Raw genomic sequence first — 19,808 nt, 5'->3', positions numbered from 1 at the left:
TTATCGAGACAGACCATGACAAGCAAACACAACCCGCAGACTCCCACTCAGCCAGACAAGACACCGGATATTGCCATCGTCGGCCTGTCTCTGCGTTTTCCGGGCGCCGATAACAAACATCAGTTCTGGCACAACCTCAGTCATAAAATCAGCAGTATCAGCGAAGTGCCCGTTGAACGTTGGGACTGGAAAAAATACTACGACCCAAAGCCTGGTAAAAACGCACAAAAGAGCATCAGCAAATGGGGCGGATTTATTGGCGATATCGCCGGGTTTGATGCCGGTTTTTTTGCTATCTCACCCAAAGAAGCGCAGAGTATGGATCCCCAGCAGCGCCTGAGCATGGAGCTGGCCTGGGCCTGCTTTGAAGATGCGGGCCTCAGGCCATCGCAGTTTAAAAATACCGCAACAGGTGTCTATCTGGGGTGCAGCAATACCGACTACCAGGAGTTTTCGACCGGTAATATCGACCCGCACTTTCTGACCGGTATGTCGACCGGCGTGTTTGCCAACCGCATCTCGCACTATTTTAATTTCCAGGGGCCGAGTGAAACCGTCGATACTGCCTGCTCTTCGTCTTTGGTGGCCATTCACAAAGCCATGAATGACTTTCGCTCCGGCGAGATCAGTGCGGCGCTGGTTGGTGGCGTCAACTTACTGATCACCAAAAACCGCTATGTCAGCTTTAGTAAGCTGGGCGTGCTGTCACCTCAGGGGCGCTGCAAAACCCTGGATGCCGAGGCCGATGGCTATGTTCGTGGCGAAGGCGTGGGCATGGTGTTGTTGCTGCCGGTAGAGACTGCCAAAACGCTAAATGCGACCATCTATGGCATCATCAAAGGCAGCGCTGTGGGACACTCAGGTAAAACCAATACTCTGACCTCACCTAGTCCGTTTTCGCAGTCGCGGGTGATCCAGCAGGCCATCGACAATGCCCAGCTTGGCTCTGATCAGATTGGCTTTGTCGAATTACATGGCACCGGCACCGTACTCGGCGACCCACTAGAGATCCAGGGCCTGAAACGCGCCTTTCGCGCCAGTAAACAGAAAACGCCCGGTGCACCTTGCTATCTCAGCACAGTGAAAACCAATATCGGCCATTTAGAGTCGGCTGCTGGTATTGCCGGAGTGATCAAAACCTTGCTGGCCTTTGAGCATGAACAGGTGCCGCCGCTGCAAAACTTTGCGACGCTGAATCCGAAAATCTCTCTGGAGAAATCGCCGTTTAAGTTAGCGACCGAATGTATGCCCTGGCCGGGCGAGCAGCGCCTTGCCGGGATATCTTCATTTGGCTTTGCCGGGGTAAATGCCCATGTGATCTTAGAATCACCAAAACGCCTCAACCCAGAGCGCCCAGCGTTAGACACCGCCCTGCCGATCGTGCTGTCGGCCAGGACCCGAACCGCCCTCACGCAACGTACCGCAGATTTGCTTGCCTACCTTGAGTCGGATAACTCGGTTGAGCTGCAGGATTTAAGTTATACGCTCACAGTGGGCCGGGAGTCGATGAAACATCGAATGGGATTTGCAGCGGACTCGCTGGCCTCCCTCAAAGCGCAACTGAGCAAGTTTGTTTCAGGTGAGGCTGGCGACTGGCACTATAGCAAAGTTGCCGCCACTACAGAGCAGGTCGAAGTCACACACGATACACTCGATGCACGCATAACCGGCTGGGTACAGGGCGATGTCATCGACTGGCAAACCAGCTATAGCGACCTCTACCCGCAACGGATCAGTTTGCCTGCCTATCCATTTGAGCATAAACCTTACTGGCTCGCTGCAGAAGACGAAGCACAGCCCTCACATTTACACCCACTGCTGCATCGCAGTTTGCCGGCACTGGGCGAGCTGCTCTTTGCCAGTGACTTTACGGGGAATGAGCCCTTTTTACGTGACCATCAGGTGCAGGGGCAGGCCGTGCTACCCGGTGTCTGTACGCTTGAAATGGTGCATGCGGCCATGACCTTATCTGGCCAGCTAACGGATAGTCAGTCACTGCGCATGAGCCAGGTGAGCTGGCTCAGACCTGTGACCATCGACGCGCAGAGCAGCCCCGTTTATTTGTCGCTAAAACAAACCGGTGACCGGGTGACATTTGAGTTATGGCGCGAAGCAAACGATGTTCGTCAGGTATATGCCAGCGGTCAGGCAGAGGTCACTGAGCACAGCTTCACAACACAAGACATTACCGCGCTGTCTGACTCCCACACAGTCGCGACCACTGAGTTATATCAACAATTTAGCGCAGCAGGCGTGAACTATGGCCCGGCGTTTCAGCGCCTGACGACATTATGTGTTGCGGGTCAAAAGGCACAAGGCACACTGGCCCCGATAAACGCCCCGGATTTTGCCTTTGCGCCAGAGCAACTCGACAGTGCCCTGCATACATTGTTGGGCTTTGCAGAGAAAGCCCAGCCGGGACTACCCTTTGCACTGGAGCAGGCTGAATTACTCGCGCCACTCCCGTCTGATAAAACCTTGAAAGTCTGTGCGACCCAACATACCCATGCAGATGCCAGCAGCCAGAGATTTGATGTGGTTCTGTGCGATGAACAAGGTGTGGTGTATGTGCATCTGCGTGGCTTTTCGACCCGCTCAATGGCACACGATGCCGATGCGACCCAGCTGTTTACGGTACTCCCTGGCTGGCAGCACCTGACAGCACCGCCGTCAGCTGAAACGACTCAAAGCAACTTTGATTATCAGGGGCCTGCGTCACTTAAGCCAGCCTGGTGTACGGACTCGGCGCAACCTGCTGATCACCTGTTGTGGGTCGCCAAAGACGAGTACACAGATCCACTTACACTGTTTACTCACCTCAAAACCCTGATCGAACAAGGTCAAGGCACAGAGCCGCTGGCCATCACTTTGCTCACCTTCCAGACACAGCAAGTGCATGACGAAACCGTCGATGCACGCGGCGCCGGGCTGATTGGGTTGCTGCAAAGCGTGGCCCAGGAATACCCGCGCTGGCAAGTTCGCATTGTCGATTTGAGTGCTGAATGCAAAGAAGAGACAAACCACTGGCAACAGGCGACGCGCTTGCCAGCGGGCTTCTATGCGCACCGCGACGATATTTGGCATCACTTCAGCGCCTGCGAACACACCTACCTGGATTCAGGTAAGTCAGCCTATCGCCAGGATGGCGTCTATCTGGTGCTGGGCGGCGCAGGGGGTCTGGGTCAGGTCTGGAGTGAATGGATGATCCGCCAGCATCAGGCACAAATTGTCTGGGTTGGTCGCCGCGCGCTGAATGAAAACATTGAGCAGGCTATCAACCGACTGGGGGAATTAGGCCCTGCACCGCATTATATTCAGGCCGATGCCTGCGATGAAGCGGCCATGAGAGACGTAATGTACACCATTAAGCAAGACTATGGGCAACTCCATGGCGTGGTGCATTCCGTCTTACACCTGGAAGATCAGAGCCTGGCCAACATGGACGACGCTCAGTTCCTGAGAGCTTATCAGGCCAAACAGACCAGTGGTGAAACCCTGCTTAGCGTGTGTAAAGATCAGTCGCTCGACTTTGTACTGCTGTTCTCTTCAATGCAATCTTTCTCGCCTGCTCCTGGCCAAAGTAATTACGCTGCGGGCTGTCAGTACCTGGATAGTCTGGCCCGCTCGGCCAGTGCTGAACTGCCCATTAAGGTGGTTAACTGGGGTTACTGGGGCGACGTTGGCCGGGTCAGTGACCCGTTTTATCAGCGTAAGATGCGCCAGGCCGGGATTGGCTCTATCGACGCGCAAGCAGGCATGACGGCGCTGGCAAAGTTCATGTCCTCTTCGCTGACGCAGGTGGGCGTGGTGAAAATGACACCAGAGCGAGCTCAAGCGGCGCTGGTACGCAGCAGTTATTCTTCAGAATGTCGCTATAACGCATTCCAGCCTGAACTGGCCGCGCCGGCGCTGGCGCTCGGTACTCAATCCGCTGACACCGAGATACTTTATACGCTGTGTCAGGCTCTGATTAGTGCAGGCTGGCAACATCCGGCTGAGCGCACCGAGGCGCTATCAGACTTGCCAGACTATTTTGCATTATGGTGGCAGGAAACCGCACGCTACCTGAGCGAGGCCGGTTTACTACAAGACGACGAGCTTACTCTGCCGGGGCCTCCAGCCGAGCAGACTGTGCTGGCTCAGGAAGATTATGCACTGCTCAACGCCGCACTGGCGGCACTGCCCGAAATTTTATCCGGCCAGCGTAAAGCCACTGATGTGCTGTTTCCCGGCGGCTCACTGGCTCTGGTTGAATCAGTATACCGGGATAACCCGGTGGCCATGCACGCCAACCAGGCACTGGTTACTCAGCTTACCCACTACCTGAGCAGCCTGGGTGAACAACCCGTGCGGATCCTGGAGATTGGCGCCGGTACCGGCGGCACCACGCGCACAGTGCTGCCCGAATTACGCAATTTTAATGTCACTGAATACGCTTACACCGACTTATCGCAGGCCTTTTTCAGCCATGCCAAAGCACAATTTCAGCCAGACTATCCTTTTGTACAGACCGCCTATTTTGACGTCAGCAAGCCACTTTCGGAACAACAAATTGACTTAGCCAGCTATGACGTGGTGATTGCCACCAATGTACTGCACGCCACCGCCGACATGCTGAGTACACTGAATAACGCCAAGGCCTGCCTGAAGCGCGGTGGCCTGCTGTTGATCAACGAAGTCACTCAGCCATCGCTGTTTACTCAGCTGACCTTTGGCCTGCTCGAAGGCTGGTGGCTGAGCAAAGACACCACGCTGCGCTTGCCAGGCTCACCTTTATTGTCGCAGCCGCGCTGGCAGCAGTTATTAAGCAGCAATGGCTTTACTCTTGCAGCCTCTGCCACAGACGCGCAATCGCCGCAGCAAGTGCTGTGCGCGCAAAGTAATGGTCGTTTAGTACAGCAACGTCCAAAACCGGTTCAGCAAGAAACACAAATTTCAAACCACAATACAGCGATGCAACAGCCCGAACAAACACAGACCGACTCGCAGCCTGCAGCAGACAGCGCAACCTTGAGTGACTTCGTTGCCCAAACCCTCTCGGGGATCGCCAGCCAGGCGCTGAGCATGACAGCGGATGAATTAGACCCGGATGACTCATTTGCCGATTACGGCGTGGATTCGATCCTGGCCATTCAGATCCTCGATGAGATCAACGCTCGCTTTACCCTGAGCCTGCCGCCAACCTTATTGTTCGATTTTCCGTCCATCGCGACGCTGAGCGCGCACATAGTGGCTGAGCACAGCGACAAGGCAATGGCCCTGATGCACAAAGTGAAGCCAGCCATGGCGACTGTGCAACAAGCTGCGCCAAAGTCGATTCAACCCGCTACAGATGAAGTAAAACCGGCTCACAAAACCAGTCATAACAACGCAGACAAAATTGCCATTGTGGGCATGAGTGGTCAGTTTGGTGATGCCATCAATGTCGACGAGTTCTGGGAACTGCTGAGCAACAAGCGCACCTCGGTGCGTGCACAGCAGCGCTGGGATCTGAGCGACTTATCACCCGAAGCACAAAATTGGTGTCGCTACGCCAGCTTGCTGGATGACATTGCCAGCTTTGACGCGCCGTTTTTCTCCATCACACCACAAGAAGCTGAGGTGATGGATCCGCAGCAGCGACTGTTTTTACAAGAGGCCTACCGGGCGCTGGAAGACGCTAATATGATCACCCGGGCTGCGGGCAGCAATACCGGCGTTTATCTGGGCTGTGCACAGGGCGACTACGCCTCGCTGGCACCCCAGGATGCCCCCGCGCAATTGTTCTGGGGCAATGCTGGTTCAGTGATCCCGGCACGGGTTTCTTATTATCTGAACCTGAAAGGGCCAGCGCTGGCCATAGACACAGCCTGCTCGTCGTCACTGGTAGCCATGCACAGTGCCTGTCAGGCGCTGAAAAACGGCGAAATAGACGCAGCATTGGCCGGGGGCGTTACCACCTTATGCACGTCGCAGTTTTCACAACATGCCGGCAAGGCGGGCATGCTCAGTGCCGACGGTACTTGCTATACTTTTGATGACAGAGCCAATGGCTTTGTGCCAGGAGAAGGTGTCGGTGTGGTGGTATTAAAACGCCTGAGCGATGCCGAGCGTGATGGCGATCATATTCTGGGGGTCATTTTAGCTTCAGCCACCAACCAGGACGGCACCACCAGCGGGATCACGGCACCCAGTTCGGTTTCGCAGCAGCAGTTACATAGCCGTATATATGAGCAATTTGATATCGCCCCGGACTCTCTTAGCCTGATTGAGGCCCATGGCACCGGGACTAAGCTCGGTGACCCCATTGAATTTCAGGCCCTGACCCGGGCATTTCGTGCAGCGACCCAGCGCAGCCAGTTCTGTGCACTGGGCTCGGTCAAAACCAACATCGGCCACTGCCTGACCGCCGCAGGCGTCGCCGGTGTGATCAAAATCGTGCTGGCCATGCAACACAAAACTATTCCTGCTTCGCTGCATTATCAGCAGGGCAACAGCCATATCGACTGGCAGGATACGCCGTTTTATGTCTCCCAGGATACACAACCCTGGACTGTGCCGGATGGCCAGCCACGTCGCGCTGGTGTCAGCTCATTTGGTTTCAGTGGTACCAATGCCCACCTGATCCTCGAAGAATATCAGCCGGCAGAAACCACTGTGCAAGTCGCCAGTGCACAGCCTGTGATCATTGCCTTATCAGCCAAATCACCCGAGGTGCTGCGCGACAAAGCCCGCAAACTAACGGACTGGCTCGCGCAGGCGCAACTGGATGACAGCGCACTGGAGGCGCTGGCTTATACGCTGCAAAGCGCGCGCGAAGCCATGGACTGTCGTATGGCTTTTGTTGCCCACTCGCTGACACAGGTGCACACCCAACTAAGTGACTTTGCTAATCAACAAGCTGGCACCTATAAACAGGGCAACAGTAAACAAGGCAAAGCCATTTTAGCGGCGCTGGATAAAGACGATTTTAACCGCTGGACGCAAGCCGGTGAGCTCAGCAAGCTACTCGCTTTATGGGTGGTCGGTGCCGAACTCGACTGGTCTGCATTTTACCCAGCTCAGCCGACCTTACTGCGCCTGCCGACGTATCCGTTTGCCAGCACTCCATACTGGCTCAGCGGGGCACCCAAACTCACACAAGTGAATCCAAAACCGGCCCCAATAGTGATCACAGAAGATTCGCTGTTGCACCTCATCCCACAATGGCAACCACTGGATGTGACTTCAAAGGCAAGCTGGTCTGGTAAACGCCAGGTCATCGCTGTGGCACCACACAACGACATGCCAGATGCCATTGTGCTGCAAGATACATTGGGTGACACAGCACAGCGTATTGAGGCACTAACCCTCGCCCTGATAGCGCACATCAAACAGCTTGCCAGCACCACCGAGCCTTTGCTTATCCAGCTGCTCGTGCCTGCGAGTGAACCTCTGCTGATGGCGCTGACTGGGGTGCTGAAAACCGCCGCATTGGAGCATCATTTACTGAATGTCCAGCTGGTACAAAGCGATACACCTGCACAATATGCAGCGCAACTTGCGCAGGTAAGCCAGTATACCCAGCACAAAGTGCTGCGTTTTACTCAGGGTCAGTGCGAGATACAAACACTGACGCCACAACACAGCGATGTGCCCACTTTGATGCCATGGAAAGAAAATGGCCTGTATCTAATCACGGGTGGCCTTGGCCAGCTCGGCCAGAGCTTCGTCAAAGAGATCCTGGCCCATACTCGCCATGCTCAGGTTATTATCACGGGCCGTCGCACCGCACCTGAGTCGCTCAGCGACCTGGGAGATACAAGTCGAATTCATTATTACCAAACTGATATCAGCACTCAAACCCAGTGCACTGAGCTGCTTAACTATATTGCAGCGCAACACGGCGCTCTGACCGGGGTTTTGCACAGCGCCGGTGTGATTGACGATCAACTGATTGCGAGCAAAACTCCGCAGGCGGTCCAGCGCGTGCTGGCACCCAAAGTATCCGGAGTGATGGCACTGGATGAGGCCAGCAAAGCATTACCGCTGGATTTCTTTATCTGCTTTTCATCCATTGCTGCGTGCTTTGGTAACCCGGGTCAGGCCGATTATGCCACTGCCAATGCCTTCCTGGATGCCTATATGATCAAGCGCCAGCAATGGGGTGAACAAGGTCAGCGCCATGGTTTGAGCCTATCCGTAAACTGGCCGCTGTGGGCACAAGGCGGCATGCAAATGGACGCTGTTAAGCAAAGTTTGCTGCGCTCGCAGGGCCTTGCTGCTATGCCTGATGCGCTAGGCCTGAAGGCCTTCTACCAGTTGTTTAGCGAGCCGCATACACAGCAGTGCTTTTTATACGGTAACCCGGACAAGCTCACACGCTGGATAACCCCACAAGCCAGGACTCAAACTTCGAGCACCCCGCCACAGGGCGCAACCACGCTGAGTGATAGCGCTTTAATGGACCACCTTAAAGCCGTGGTGGCGCAAGTCAGTAAACTGCCGGTGGAAGAGCTCGACAGCGACCTCGACTTCAGGGATATGGGCTTTGATTCCATTATGCTGATGTCCGTGGTACAGCAGCTTGAGGCCGATCCTCAACTTGGCCTGGACGCCCTGCCACCAGCATTGTTATTTGAGGTGAAAACCCTCAACCAGCTGCATGCTTACCTTGTTAAACAGCAACCCAATATCGCCGCAGTACAGGTTACACACGAGGAGCCGGTAACCCGACAAACGCCTTTAGGATCACTGCCGCTGTCAAAAGCCCAGCAGGGTCTGTGGCTGCTGCACAAGCAAAACCCGGCGCTGTGCAGCTACAATATCCCGTTGGTTTTCGAGCTTGCCAGCCTGGACGTTGCCCGTATGCAGCAAGCACTAGACAGCCTCTGCCAGCGCCATCCTGTGCTGCGTCTGCGTATTCACGAAACAGACGGTCGACCCACTCAACAGATCCACCCAGATGCAATCCGGATTGAACAAACGTCTTTGGCACCGACCTCTAAGGCTGCCCTGATTGATGCAATACAACAAACCATTGCGACGCCTTTTGATCTGTCAGGCCCACTGCTGCGCGCAAGCGCGTGGCAAGTAGCGTCGGGCGCTCAGTCACGGCATGTGATGGTGATTGTGCTGCACCACCTGATCATCGACGGGGTCTCCGCCACCCAGCTGTTGTCTCAGCTGTGGCAGGCCTATCATGAAGGCATCCCAGCGGCAGCGCCCGACCAGGGCTTTTTCGACTACCTTGACTGGGAGCAACAGCTGCTAGCCAGCCCAAGTGCTGAGACGCTGAAACAATTCTGGCAGCAGTCTCTGAACCCTACGCACGCACCGCTGACCTTACCCGGAAAACTCACAGCGCAAGTAAACCCGGGCGAGCCAAACAGTGCGCGCGTGACGCTCAGCTTGCCAGCCAGCACAGAGCAGCAACTCGTGCAGTTTTTAACCCGTCACAAGCTTAGCACCCCAGTGTTTTTCTTAACCGTGTTTCAGGCATTACTGAGCCGTCTCACTGGTCGCAGTGAGCTGATACTGGGTACGCCGGTGATGCAACGACCCAAAGCCAGTATGGCGCAGTCACTGGGCCTGTTTGTCAATCAATTGCCACTGCCACTGACACGTACTAACAGCATAGACTTTGTCAGCCAGGCTCGGGCTAACCAGACACAACTGGACGCTGTGATCAGTCACAGCGCCCTGCCCTTGTCTGAGCTACTCAGTGCCGTCAATGCCCCGCGTATACCGGGTGTTCACCCGCTGTTTCAGATTGGCTATGCCTGTCATAATTTTATTCAGGCCGACTGGATAGAAGACAATCAGGCGCTACTGGGCGCACTGTGGCAGGAATTCCAGCAAGATGCCGAACTGGACCTAAGCCTGGAGGTTACCCCGTTGGGTGATACCCATCAGCTGGCCTTTAAATTTGCGACCCGCGCCTATGAGCGCCATACCGTACAAACCCTGGCAGATAACTATCTGCAGCTGCTGGAAGACGTACTGCTGCGCGGTGACTTGCCACCTGGCGGCCAGCGTCAGCCACAAACACCGAGCGCAAAATCCGCTACTTTAGTTGACAGCTTCACCTTACAGGCCGCGCAGCACCCGACCCAGACGGCGGTCTCGTTTGCCGGTGCCACGCTGAGTTATCAGGCACTGGAGCAGCAGGCCAACCAGCTGGCCCATACTTTAATTGCCAGAGGTGCGCGGCCCGGCAGCCGAATTGCCCTGGTATTGCGCCCGGGTGTGGAGATGATAGTTGCCATGCTGGCGGTGCTGAAAACCGGTAGCGCCTACGTGCCAGTAGACCCTAACTCACCAGAGGACAGAGCGCGCTTTATTCTGGCCGATGCCGATCCGGCATTAGTCCTGACAAGCGACGATCTGGCGCTGCCTGTCGCGCACACTCAGGCGTACCGCCTCAGTGACTGCCTGCAAAGCAGCACTATGGCACCCGTCACCCCCCCGGGGATACCCCTGGCGCCTCAGGCGCTGGCCTATATTATTTATACCTCGGGCTCTACGGGTCAGCCCAAAGGCGTGCTGGTTGAACATCACAACATTACCGCATTGCTTAACAACACCCAGCCAGGGTTTGGGTTTAATGCCCAGGATACCTGGTGTCTGTTCCACTCGTTTGCGTTTGATTTCTCTGTGTGGGAGATCTGGGGCGCGCTGGCCCATGGCGGCAAACTGGTGATAGTGGATGACGCCTGCAAAAAAGACAGTGCTGCGTTCGCGCGCTTTATTTACGATAACCAGGTAAGCATCTTAAATCAGACACCATCGGCGTTTTATCCGCTGATGACACATTTGCTGGCGCAACCGGCGCTGACACATTCTCTGCGTACCGTGATCTTTGGCGGTGAAGCACTGGAACTGAGTAAGCTCACCCCCTGGTTTGAGGCAGCGCAACCGTTACCCAGACTGGTTAACATGTATGGCATCACGGAAACCACAGTGCATGTCACCGAGATAGAAATTACCCGCGAGTTGGTCGAGCAAAACCCGGGGAAAAGCATCATAGGCCAGCCACTGCCGGGTTACCGCCTTTACTTGCTAGATGAACAACACAACCCTGTCGCTGCGGGTCAGCCCGGCGAATTGTATGTTGGAGGCTGTGGCGTCAGTCGGGGTTATCATCAAAGAGCAGTGCTGACCGCAGAGCGCTTTATCCCTAATCCGCTCGCCGGGCAAAGCAAGGAGCGCCTCTATCGTACCGGCGATCTGGCGCGCCTTAATGCGCAGGGCCAGTATGAATATCTGGGCCGCTGCGACGATCAGGTTCAGATCCGCGGACACCGTATTGAGCTGGGCGAAGTACAGCATGCCCTGCTGAGCAACCCGGCTATTGAGGATGCCTGTGTGCTGGCTGCCTGCAAGCGTCATGGTGAGGTGCTGGTGGCCTATCTGGTTACCCAGGTGCCGCTTTCCGATGAAGCCATTCGTGCCGAGTTGTTAAAGGTTGTGCCCGAGTACATGGTGCCGGCGTACTTTGTCTCAGTGCCCACGCTGCCTCTGACCAACAATGGCAAAGTCGACAAACAGGCGCTGCTCAGCCAGTTGCCCTTTAACTCACACACGGCGCAGGCCGGGCGCTCAGCCATGGAGGTAAACCTCAGTGCAGCGGCCCCCACAGCTGGCGTATCAGGGCAAGATTTGCAGGCTGAGATCTCAGCCGTCTGGTGTGATGTGCTGGAAGTGGATAAGGTTGCGCCGGATGCGCCCTTCTTCACCGTCGGTGGCAATTCCCTGCTGGCCAATGTACTGGCTACCAAACTGAGCACCAGGTTCAATATCGATCTGCCGCTGACGGAAGTGTTTCAGTACAGCACCATCAACGCCCAGCGCGATTATTTATCGACCAAAGTCACCAGTCCAATTGCAGCGCCTGTACGAGCGCCGGAGCCGGTCCATCCTGCAAAGCCGACAACCGCCAATCAGGCCATTGCTATGATAGGTTTATCCTGTCATTACCCGGACTCTCAGGACGCGCAGACATTCTGGCAAAACCTCATTGAAGGCAAAAACTTTGTTCGCCATAGTCAACGCGCCGAGTCAGACGCAGCTATGATCTGGCTCGATACCTGGGTAGAGGGTCAGGATGCATTCGATCCTGGCTTTTTTAATCTCTCAGAAAAACAAGCTCGTACCATGAGCTATGCACAGCGACAGCTATTGCTGCATGCCTGGAAAGCGGTGGAAGATGCTGGTTATCGCAACGATCAGATCCCCAATACCGGCGTGTATATTTCCGCCTCTGGCGGCGATCTGACCGAGCTTAACCTGCATGACAAGTTCAGCAACGGGGAATTTGTCCTCAACGCCGAAGACTATGTTGCATCGACGCTGAATCAGCCAGGTACACTACCAACCAGTATTTCCTATCATCTCGGTCTGACTGGCCCGAGCCTGTTTGTGCATTCCAATTGTTCCTCATCACTGAGCGCACTGGCACTGGCCTGCTCGGCACTTAAAGCCGGTGACATTGACTACGCCATTGTCGGCGCAGCCTGCTTATTCCCGCAGCGCACCACAGGATACAAAATAGAAAAAGGCCTCAACTTTGCCCCCGATGCGCGCTGTAAGGTCTTTGATGCCCAAGCCGATGGCATGATAGGCGGCAATGGCGTCTCTGTGGTGGTGCTCAAACGTGCCGATCAAGCGACCCAGGATAGGGACCACATATACAGCCTGATTAAGGCGGTAAAAGTGAACAACGATGGCAAAAACAAGGCTGGCTTCTTTGCCCCGGGCACGGAAGGCCAGATGCAGGTGATCACCCAGGCACTACAAAGCGCCGATGTCTCACCGGCGAGTATCAGTTATGTCGAAGCCCATGGCACCGGCACCGCACTGGGTGACCCCATTGAATTTGCTGCGCTGCAACAGGTTTATCAGCAGCATAGCGAGGAAAAACAATACTGTGGGCTGGGTGCCGTAAAATCGAATCTGGGCCACACAGACACCCTGGCAGGGCTCACTGGGCTAGTGAAAACCAGCTTGTCACTGCACCACAAGCTGCTACCCGGCACCTTGCACTACAACGAACCGAATCCACACCTCGACCTGGCCAGCTCACCATTCTACATTGTTGACAGCACACGCCTGTGGGAAACGCCTTTGTTGCCAAGGCGGGCTGCGGTCAGCTCATTCGGTATTGGTGGCACCAATGCCCACGCCATTTTGGAAGAAGCACCGGTGCAACCTAGTCACAGCACGTTGAGCAACTTGCCTTCCATCGTCGTGCTATCAGCTGCGACCCCTGAGGTACTGAAACGTCAGATTAGTGAGCTACTGAACTGGCTTGACGGTACCCTGTGCGACGACGTATTGAGAGTAAGCCTGGCCTACACCCTGCAGACGGGTCGTCAGGTCATGGCGCATCGCGCAGGTTTTGTGACGTCTTCTCTGAACGAGCTAAAAACCCAGTTGACGAACTACCTGACAAGGAGTGAACAAGTACCTTTGGACCCAGTTTCCGCTGGCACACCGGCCAGTTGGCTGGCACAGGGCAACTATCAGGCTATTCTGAGCCACTGGCTGGACACTGGCTTTCAAGACTGGGACTTTCTGTATCAGGGAGAGCAGGTAAGCAAGCTGAGTCTGCCGACTTATCCTTTTGATCTGAAACCTTATACGCTCGGCCTGAGTCAGACTCAAACAGAAGACCCGGTCGCGTGCACACTAAGTGTACCCAAGTGGCACACTCAACCGGTGAACACAGACAGTAGTACCGCAGCGCCAGACAGCACGGCGTCACACTGTGTGGTGTTGTGTGACCTGCCTGACTTTGAGGTCGCAGGCGCCATCACTCAATCACTTAGCTCAAGTCATTACGCACCAGAGCAGCAGCTCAATGATTATGCGACTCAGCTGCTCAACATAGTGCAGCCACTCGCTAAAACCAGGCAGCCTACCCTGCTACAGCTGGTGATAGGCAACACCCAGGCTGAGCCGTTAGCTAACCTCAACAGCTGCCTGCATGGCTTACTAAAAACCGCCAGCATTGAACACCCGATGCTGCGCACACAACTGCTGCTGGTCGATCCAACGCTGACCATTGATGCGTTGCAAACCCTGCTGAGCGATAACCGCAACGCGCCTGACTCTATCATCGCCTATGAGGGTAGCACCCGCACAGTACTGGACTACCAGCCACTGTGCGATGCCAGTCCGATCAGTCCGTGGCAACCTGATGGCGTGTATCTGATCACCGGGGGGCTCGGGGGCATTGGCCGTCACTTTATCGCCGAACTTGCCACTTTGCCGTTTGCCACCACCGTGATAATCACAGGTCGCAGAGCCGCTGACGACGCTCAGGTACAGGCACAACTGCGCAACCTCAGACAAGATCAGATTAAACTGGTTTATCGACAACTGGATGTTGCACAGAAGATGAATGCCCTGCTGCTGGTACGGGACATAGTACGCGAATTTGGCACACTCCATGGTGTGATCCATGCGGCCGGCATCGTGCAGGATACCCTGCTGTGCAACAAAACTTCGACCTCCTTTGCGCAAGTGCTGGCTCCTAAAGTCACGGGCGTGGTGGCGCTGGATGAAGCCACAGCGGATCTGCCGCTAAACTTCTTTGCCTGCTTTGCCGGGCTCAGTGGTGTACACGGCGCAGCCTCTCAGTGTGACTATGCCACGGCCAATGCGTTTCTCGACAGCTATATGCAGCAACGTCATATCCGGGTTGCCCGTGGTGAGCGTCACGGCCTGAGCGCCAGTATTGACTGGCCTTTCTGGCAAGACGGCGGTATGCAGCGCAATGCGCAGTTTACCCACACAGATACTGCGATGCCTACTAACAGTGGCATCGATGCATTTTACCGGACACTACAACAGCCTCAGACGTTGGTGCAATACATCCCAACAGAGCCAGCCATTGAGCAGCAAAACGCTTCCGCCATTGCAACACCAGCAGCCCAGTTTACCAGTGAAGCAGCACTTGACGCTGCGCTGACAGAGCAGCTGAACACTATGGTGGCGGCTTTACTCGGCGTGCAACCGGATACACTGGACGGAGATACCGATCTGGGCGAATTTGGCGCGGATTCCATCGCCTTCATTACCTTTATCAATCAGCTCAATAGTCGCTATCAGCTTGAGCTGTCACCCAGTGTGCTGTTTATGCACTCGACCCTGAACAGCCTCAGAGCCCATATTATCGCCGAATATGGCGATACGCTGATCGCCACGAATAACGAGTCGCAAACAAGCTCAACGGATACAGAAGCAGAACGAGCTCCTGTAAATGCGACAAACGATGAAGCAATCGCCATTGTTGGGATCAGTGCCGCTTTCCCCGAAGCGAGTGACCTCGACGAATTCTGGCACAATCTGAGCACAGGCAAAGACTGTGTGACCCGCCACGACTGGCCACAGCCGCAAGACAGCGAGCTCAGCTGGCCCGGCGAAATTAACTGGCTGGGCCGCCTGCGACGCGACACCGAGTTCGATCCCTTATTCTTCAATATTGCCCCGGCAGAGTGCGAACGCATTCAGTTACAAGAAAGCCTGCTGATGATGCATGTCTGGCAGTGTATTGAAAATGCCGGATACGATCCCAAATCGCTGGCAGGGACCAGCACCGGGTTATTTATTGGCTGTCAGTCCGGGTATCATGAAGGGCTGATCACCTCCCCCGCATTCGCGCCGAACCGCATGAGCTACTTCCTCGACCTGCACGGCCCGAGCGAAGGGGTAGATACCACCTGTTCATCATCGCTGGTTGCCGTACACAAGGCCATGGCAGCCATTCGTATGGGTGAGTGTGAGCAAGCCATTGTTGGCGGCGTCAATATCATAGACACACCCACCGCCTCTGTGGCCATGCAGGAGATAGGTGCACTGTCGCCGGACGGGCGATGCAAAACCTTTGCAGCCGATGCAGATGGTATCGTTCGGGGTGAGGGCGTTGGCATGATCATGCTGAAAAAGCGCTCGGCAGCCGAGCGCGATCAGGACGCCATTTACGCCACTTTGCTGGGGTCGGCGGTTAATCATGGCGGAAAATCACAGGGCTTTACCGTGCCAAACGCCCGGGCACAAACTCAGCTGCTGGACAAAGCCTGGCGCAACGCCAACATCGACCCGGCTACACTCAGCTACATCGAATGCCATGGCACCGGCACCACGCTCGGCGATCCGGTTGAACTCGATGCGCTCAAAGCAGCCTTTAATGCGCATCAGTGGCCGACGCAGTGTGCGCTGGGCTCAGTGAAAAGTAACATAGGCCATACCGAAATTGCCGCCGGTATCGCAGGTCTCATCAAGGTTGTTTTGCAACTTAAGCATCAGACTCTGGTGCCGTCGCTCCATGTGCAGGCACTTAACCCCTATCTGGCGCTCGAGGGGACGCCGCTCACGGTACAAACTCAGGCGCAGCCCTGGGAGCACGGCGATACACCCCGCCGGGCAGCCGTCAGTGCCTTTGGGATAAGTGGCGTGAATGCCCATGTGGTACTCGAAGAGTATCAGCCGAACATCACAGCGCCACACTCAGCTCAGCCAGACACCCCGGCGATGGTGGTGCTCTCAGCCACCAGCAAAGCGGCGCTGGGACAAAAAGTTGCGGAGCTTGCCAACCACATCGCGACTTTACCTGACACGCCTGAGGTACTGGCACAACTGGCCGCGACCTTAGCACAGGGCCGCACCGCTCAGGCGTACAGACTCGGCTGGGTGGTGTCCTCACTGAGCGAGCTGTGCACAGCCCTGGGTGAGGCCGTGCCTAAACAAGCCCAAAAAGTTAGCCATAACATCAGCGAGCAGCTAACAGCAGAGCAGTTGCTGACTTTGCATCAAACCAAAGAATATGCAGCCATAGTGCGTCTGTGGCAATCCGGCAAAGTCGCGGGCTGGCAACCGCTTTACCCAACTGCTTTGCCAAAACTGCACCTACCAGGGACGTCTTTTATCAGCAAAAAAGCGGTTGAGACTGAACAAACAAATCCCTGGCTGCTGCTCGACAACCAATTTCAACCAGCGGCACTCAATCTGCCTGAGGACTGGCAGGCATCGCTGAATGCACAGCTGGCACACAGGCATATTTTGCTGGTATCAGACACTCAGGCGCAACAGGCAACACTCCGTGCACAGCTGCAAGCAACAGGCAGTAAGATAACTTCGCTGTGCTTTGATCAGCTAGACAACTCAGCGCTGGATCCGGAAAATCTGCCGGATACCACTTTTGTGCTGGGCTCAGGCTCGTTGTCTGAACCTGAGCAACAAATAAAACCTCTGTTCGAGCTGATGCAACTGACCGCCCGTTATGACAATCACGCAATGCAGCTGTTTTATGGCACCCAGACCGATCCGCAAACAGAAACCCGGGACGACCTGAGTGCCCTGCTGCGTTGCTACAACCTGCGCAATCCACAACATAGCTGGACTTTGCTAGAGCAGCTTGGTGAGACTGATTGCCTGAGCGACATGTTGCTACAAGAGTTTGCCTGCACACTACTGAGCACCGCTGAGCACCAACCGAATCAGGTGCAATACCGCGATGGAACGCGATTTGCGCTACAACTGACGCAACTGCCAGACGCAAACGACACGGCACAATCTGAGTATGAAATACGTCGCGGTGGCACCTATCTGCTCGCCGGTGCGCTGGGCGAACTGGGCATGGCGCTGAGCCAGCGTTTGCTGGAAGACTTTGATGCGACCCTCATTTTACTGGGCAGACGCGATGAGCAAGCAGTGCAGCCACAACTAACCCAACTCAGAGACGTGGGCAATGGCACAGTGCATTACCTGGCGTGTGATATTGCCGACGGTCAACAACTGGAACAGCTCAGTGCCTTACTGAGCGACAAGGCATTGCAGCTCAACGGCGTGTTCCACCTGGGCACCACCTACACGGAAGAAGAAAACGACTGGGCCGACTTCGCCCGCTCGATGCAGGTCAAAGTGCAAGGCACTCAGCAACTGGATGCCCTGTTGAGCAGCTACGAGCTGGACTTTTTTGTGCTGTTCTCTTCCATGGCCGTGTTTGGCAGCCTGAATCATCTGTCGTATTCATACGCCAATGGCTTTCAGAACGCCTTTGCCCGAGCCCGGAACCAAATGGTTGAGGTGCAGCAGCGCCATGGTCAGACCCTGGCAATTAACTGGGGCTACTGGCATTCAGATGACCCGCTAAAAAGCATCGAGAACAGCTTTGCCGAGAAAAAAGGCTACCAGTTGATCCAGATGTCGGATGCCTTTGCGCAGCTGCCTAAATTACTTAGCGCCGGGCGCAGTACCCTGGCTACCATCTGCACCACAGAGCCGGAGCGTATCATGCACAACACTGCGGCACTGTTACAGCGTAAACGCCTGACGCAACCCCGCCTTGAGCACGGAACAGATGAGGTAACTGACGCGTCTGGGGATATCGCCGCTACCGTGGTGAGCATTGTTGGCCAGGTACTGGGGATCGCCCCCGATGAGCTGGATCTGAATTGCGATCTGTATGATTATGGCTTCGACTCCATCTCATTGCTGAAAACCTTCCAGCAGCTCAAAACCCGGCTCAATATTGATATTCAGGCCGACGCCTTTAAGAACATGAATACCATCCAGGCGCTGATCGACGAAATCGACAAGGCCCATGGCCAGACTCAACCTGATGACGATGCGTCATTGCCTGAGTTTATCGTCGATGCGGGCATTGATCTGCCGACACTGCCCGATGAAATCACGCATGCCTATGAGGGCGATGTTCGCCATGTGCTGCTCACTGGTGCAACGGGCTTTTTAGGCGGTCACCTGCTGGCAGAGCTGCTGACCACCACCGAAGCAAAGATATACTGCCTGGTGCGTGCCAGCTCCGTTGAGCAGGCACGCAGCCGGATTGCCGATAATGCCAAACAGTATGCGCTGACTCTGGATCTGGATCGTATTGTGCCTGTCCCGGGTGATATGGAGCAATCCCGCTTAGGCGTATCCGACGAGCACTGGACACGACTGTGCCGGGACATCCAGCATGTGGTGCATACGGCGTCATATGTGAACCATATCCAGCCCTACTTTGCCTTTAAAAAGTCGGTGGCTGGTACCAATGCCCTGCTCAAACTGTGCTGCACGGACACGCTGAAGATGATCCACTTTGTCTCCAGCACCACCGCCAGCACCCAGATAAAAGACTCGCACTTTTCAGTCAACCCGCGAGAGTCCTTTATTCCAACTGACGAAGCGGCCTTGCTGTGTAGTGGGTACGGACAGTCGAAATGGGTGCAGGAAGAAAACATTCGTCAGGCATCACTCATAGGTGTGCCCTACACGGTTTACCGCTTTTCGGAAATCTCAGGCTCATCAACAAGTGGCATTGGCAACACGGATGATGTCTTCCACCGCATCCTGAAAATGATGCTCAGCATAGAGGTACGCCCAACTGAAAGCCCCTACATGCTGGATATCATTCCGGTTGACCGCGCGGCCACATGTATCGTTGCAGGCATGAGTGACCCGCAAAAACGCAATCAGGTCTATCACGTGGCAAACCCAGCGCCACTGAGCATCGCAACCTTCTATGACTTTGCCGCTGAGCGGGGTCTGCGCTTTACCCACACGGATAAAGCGGGGTTCATTCGTGCCTGTGAAGCCTACGCGGCCCAGCGGGAAGGCAAAGATCAGGTCATTATGCAGGGCTTATTGTCATCACGCCCCGGTTACGACGAATATCTGTTTGAAGCGTATTTTATGCCGATGGACCCCTACGATAAGGACAACTTCATCGCACTGACCGAGCGCTATGACATCACGCTGGGCGACTGGGAGAGTTTGTTTGATACTTACTTTACCCAGTGGCTGGAAGACAGACACTATCGGGAGATCTGGCAGGAGAATTAAGT

General features: G+C 55.3%; 1 protein-coding gene. It reads left to right on the top strand.

What is annotated here, in order from left to right; all coding sequences use genetic code 11:
• Nucleotides 1-15 precede the first annotated feature (15 nt).
• Complete coding sequence (locus MHN31_RS16680; protein WP_239444818.1) at nt 16-19,806, top strand: non-ribosomal peptide synthetase; 19,791 nt, start codon at nt 16-18, stop codon at nt 19,804-19,806.
• Nucleotides 19,807-19,808: the final 2 nt, after the last annotated feature.

The sequence above is a fragment of the Pseudoalteromonas sp. McH1-42 genome (assembly GCF_022347845.1).
Classification (GTDB): Bacteria; Pseudomonadota; Gammaproteobacteria; order Enterobacterales; family Alteromonadaceae; genus Pseudoalteromonas; species Pseudoalteromonas rubra_D.
This window is presented reverse-complemented; position numbering and strand designations above follow the sequence as displayed.

What these genes read in the sequence shown, in the direction of transcription:
- MHN31_RS16680 (WP_239444818.1), top strand. Translation starts at nt 16, where the DNA reads ATGACAAGCAAACACAACCCGCAGACTCCCACTCAGCCAGACAAGACA.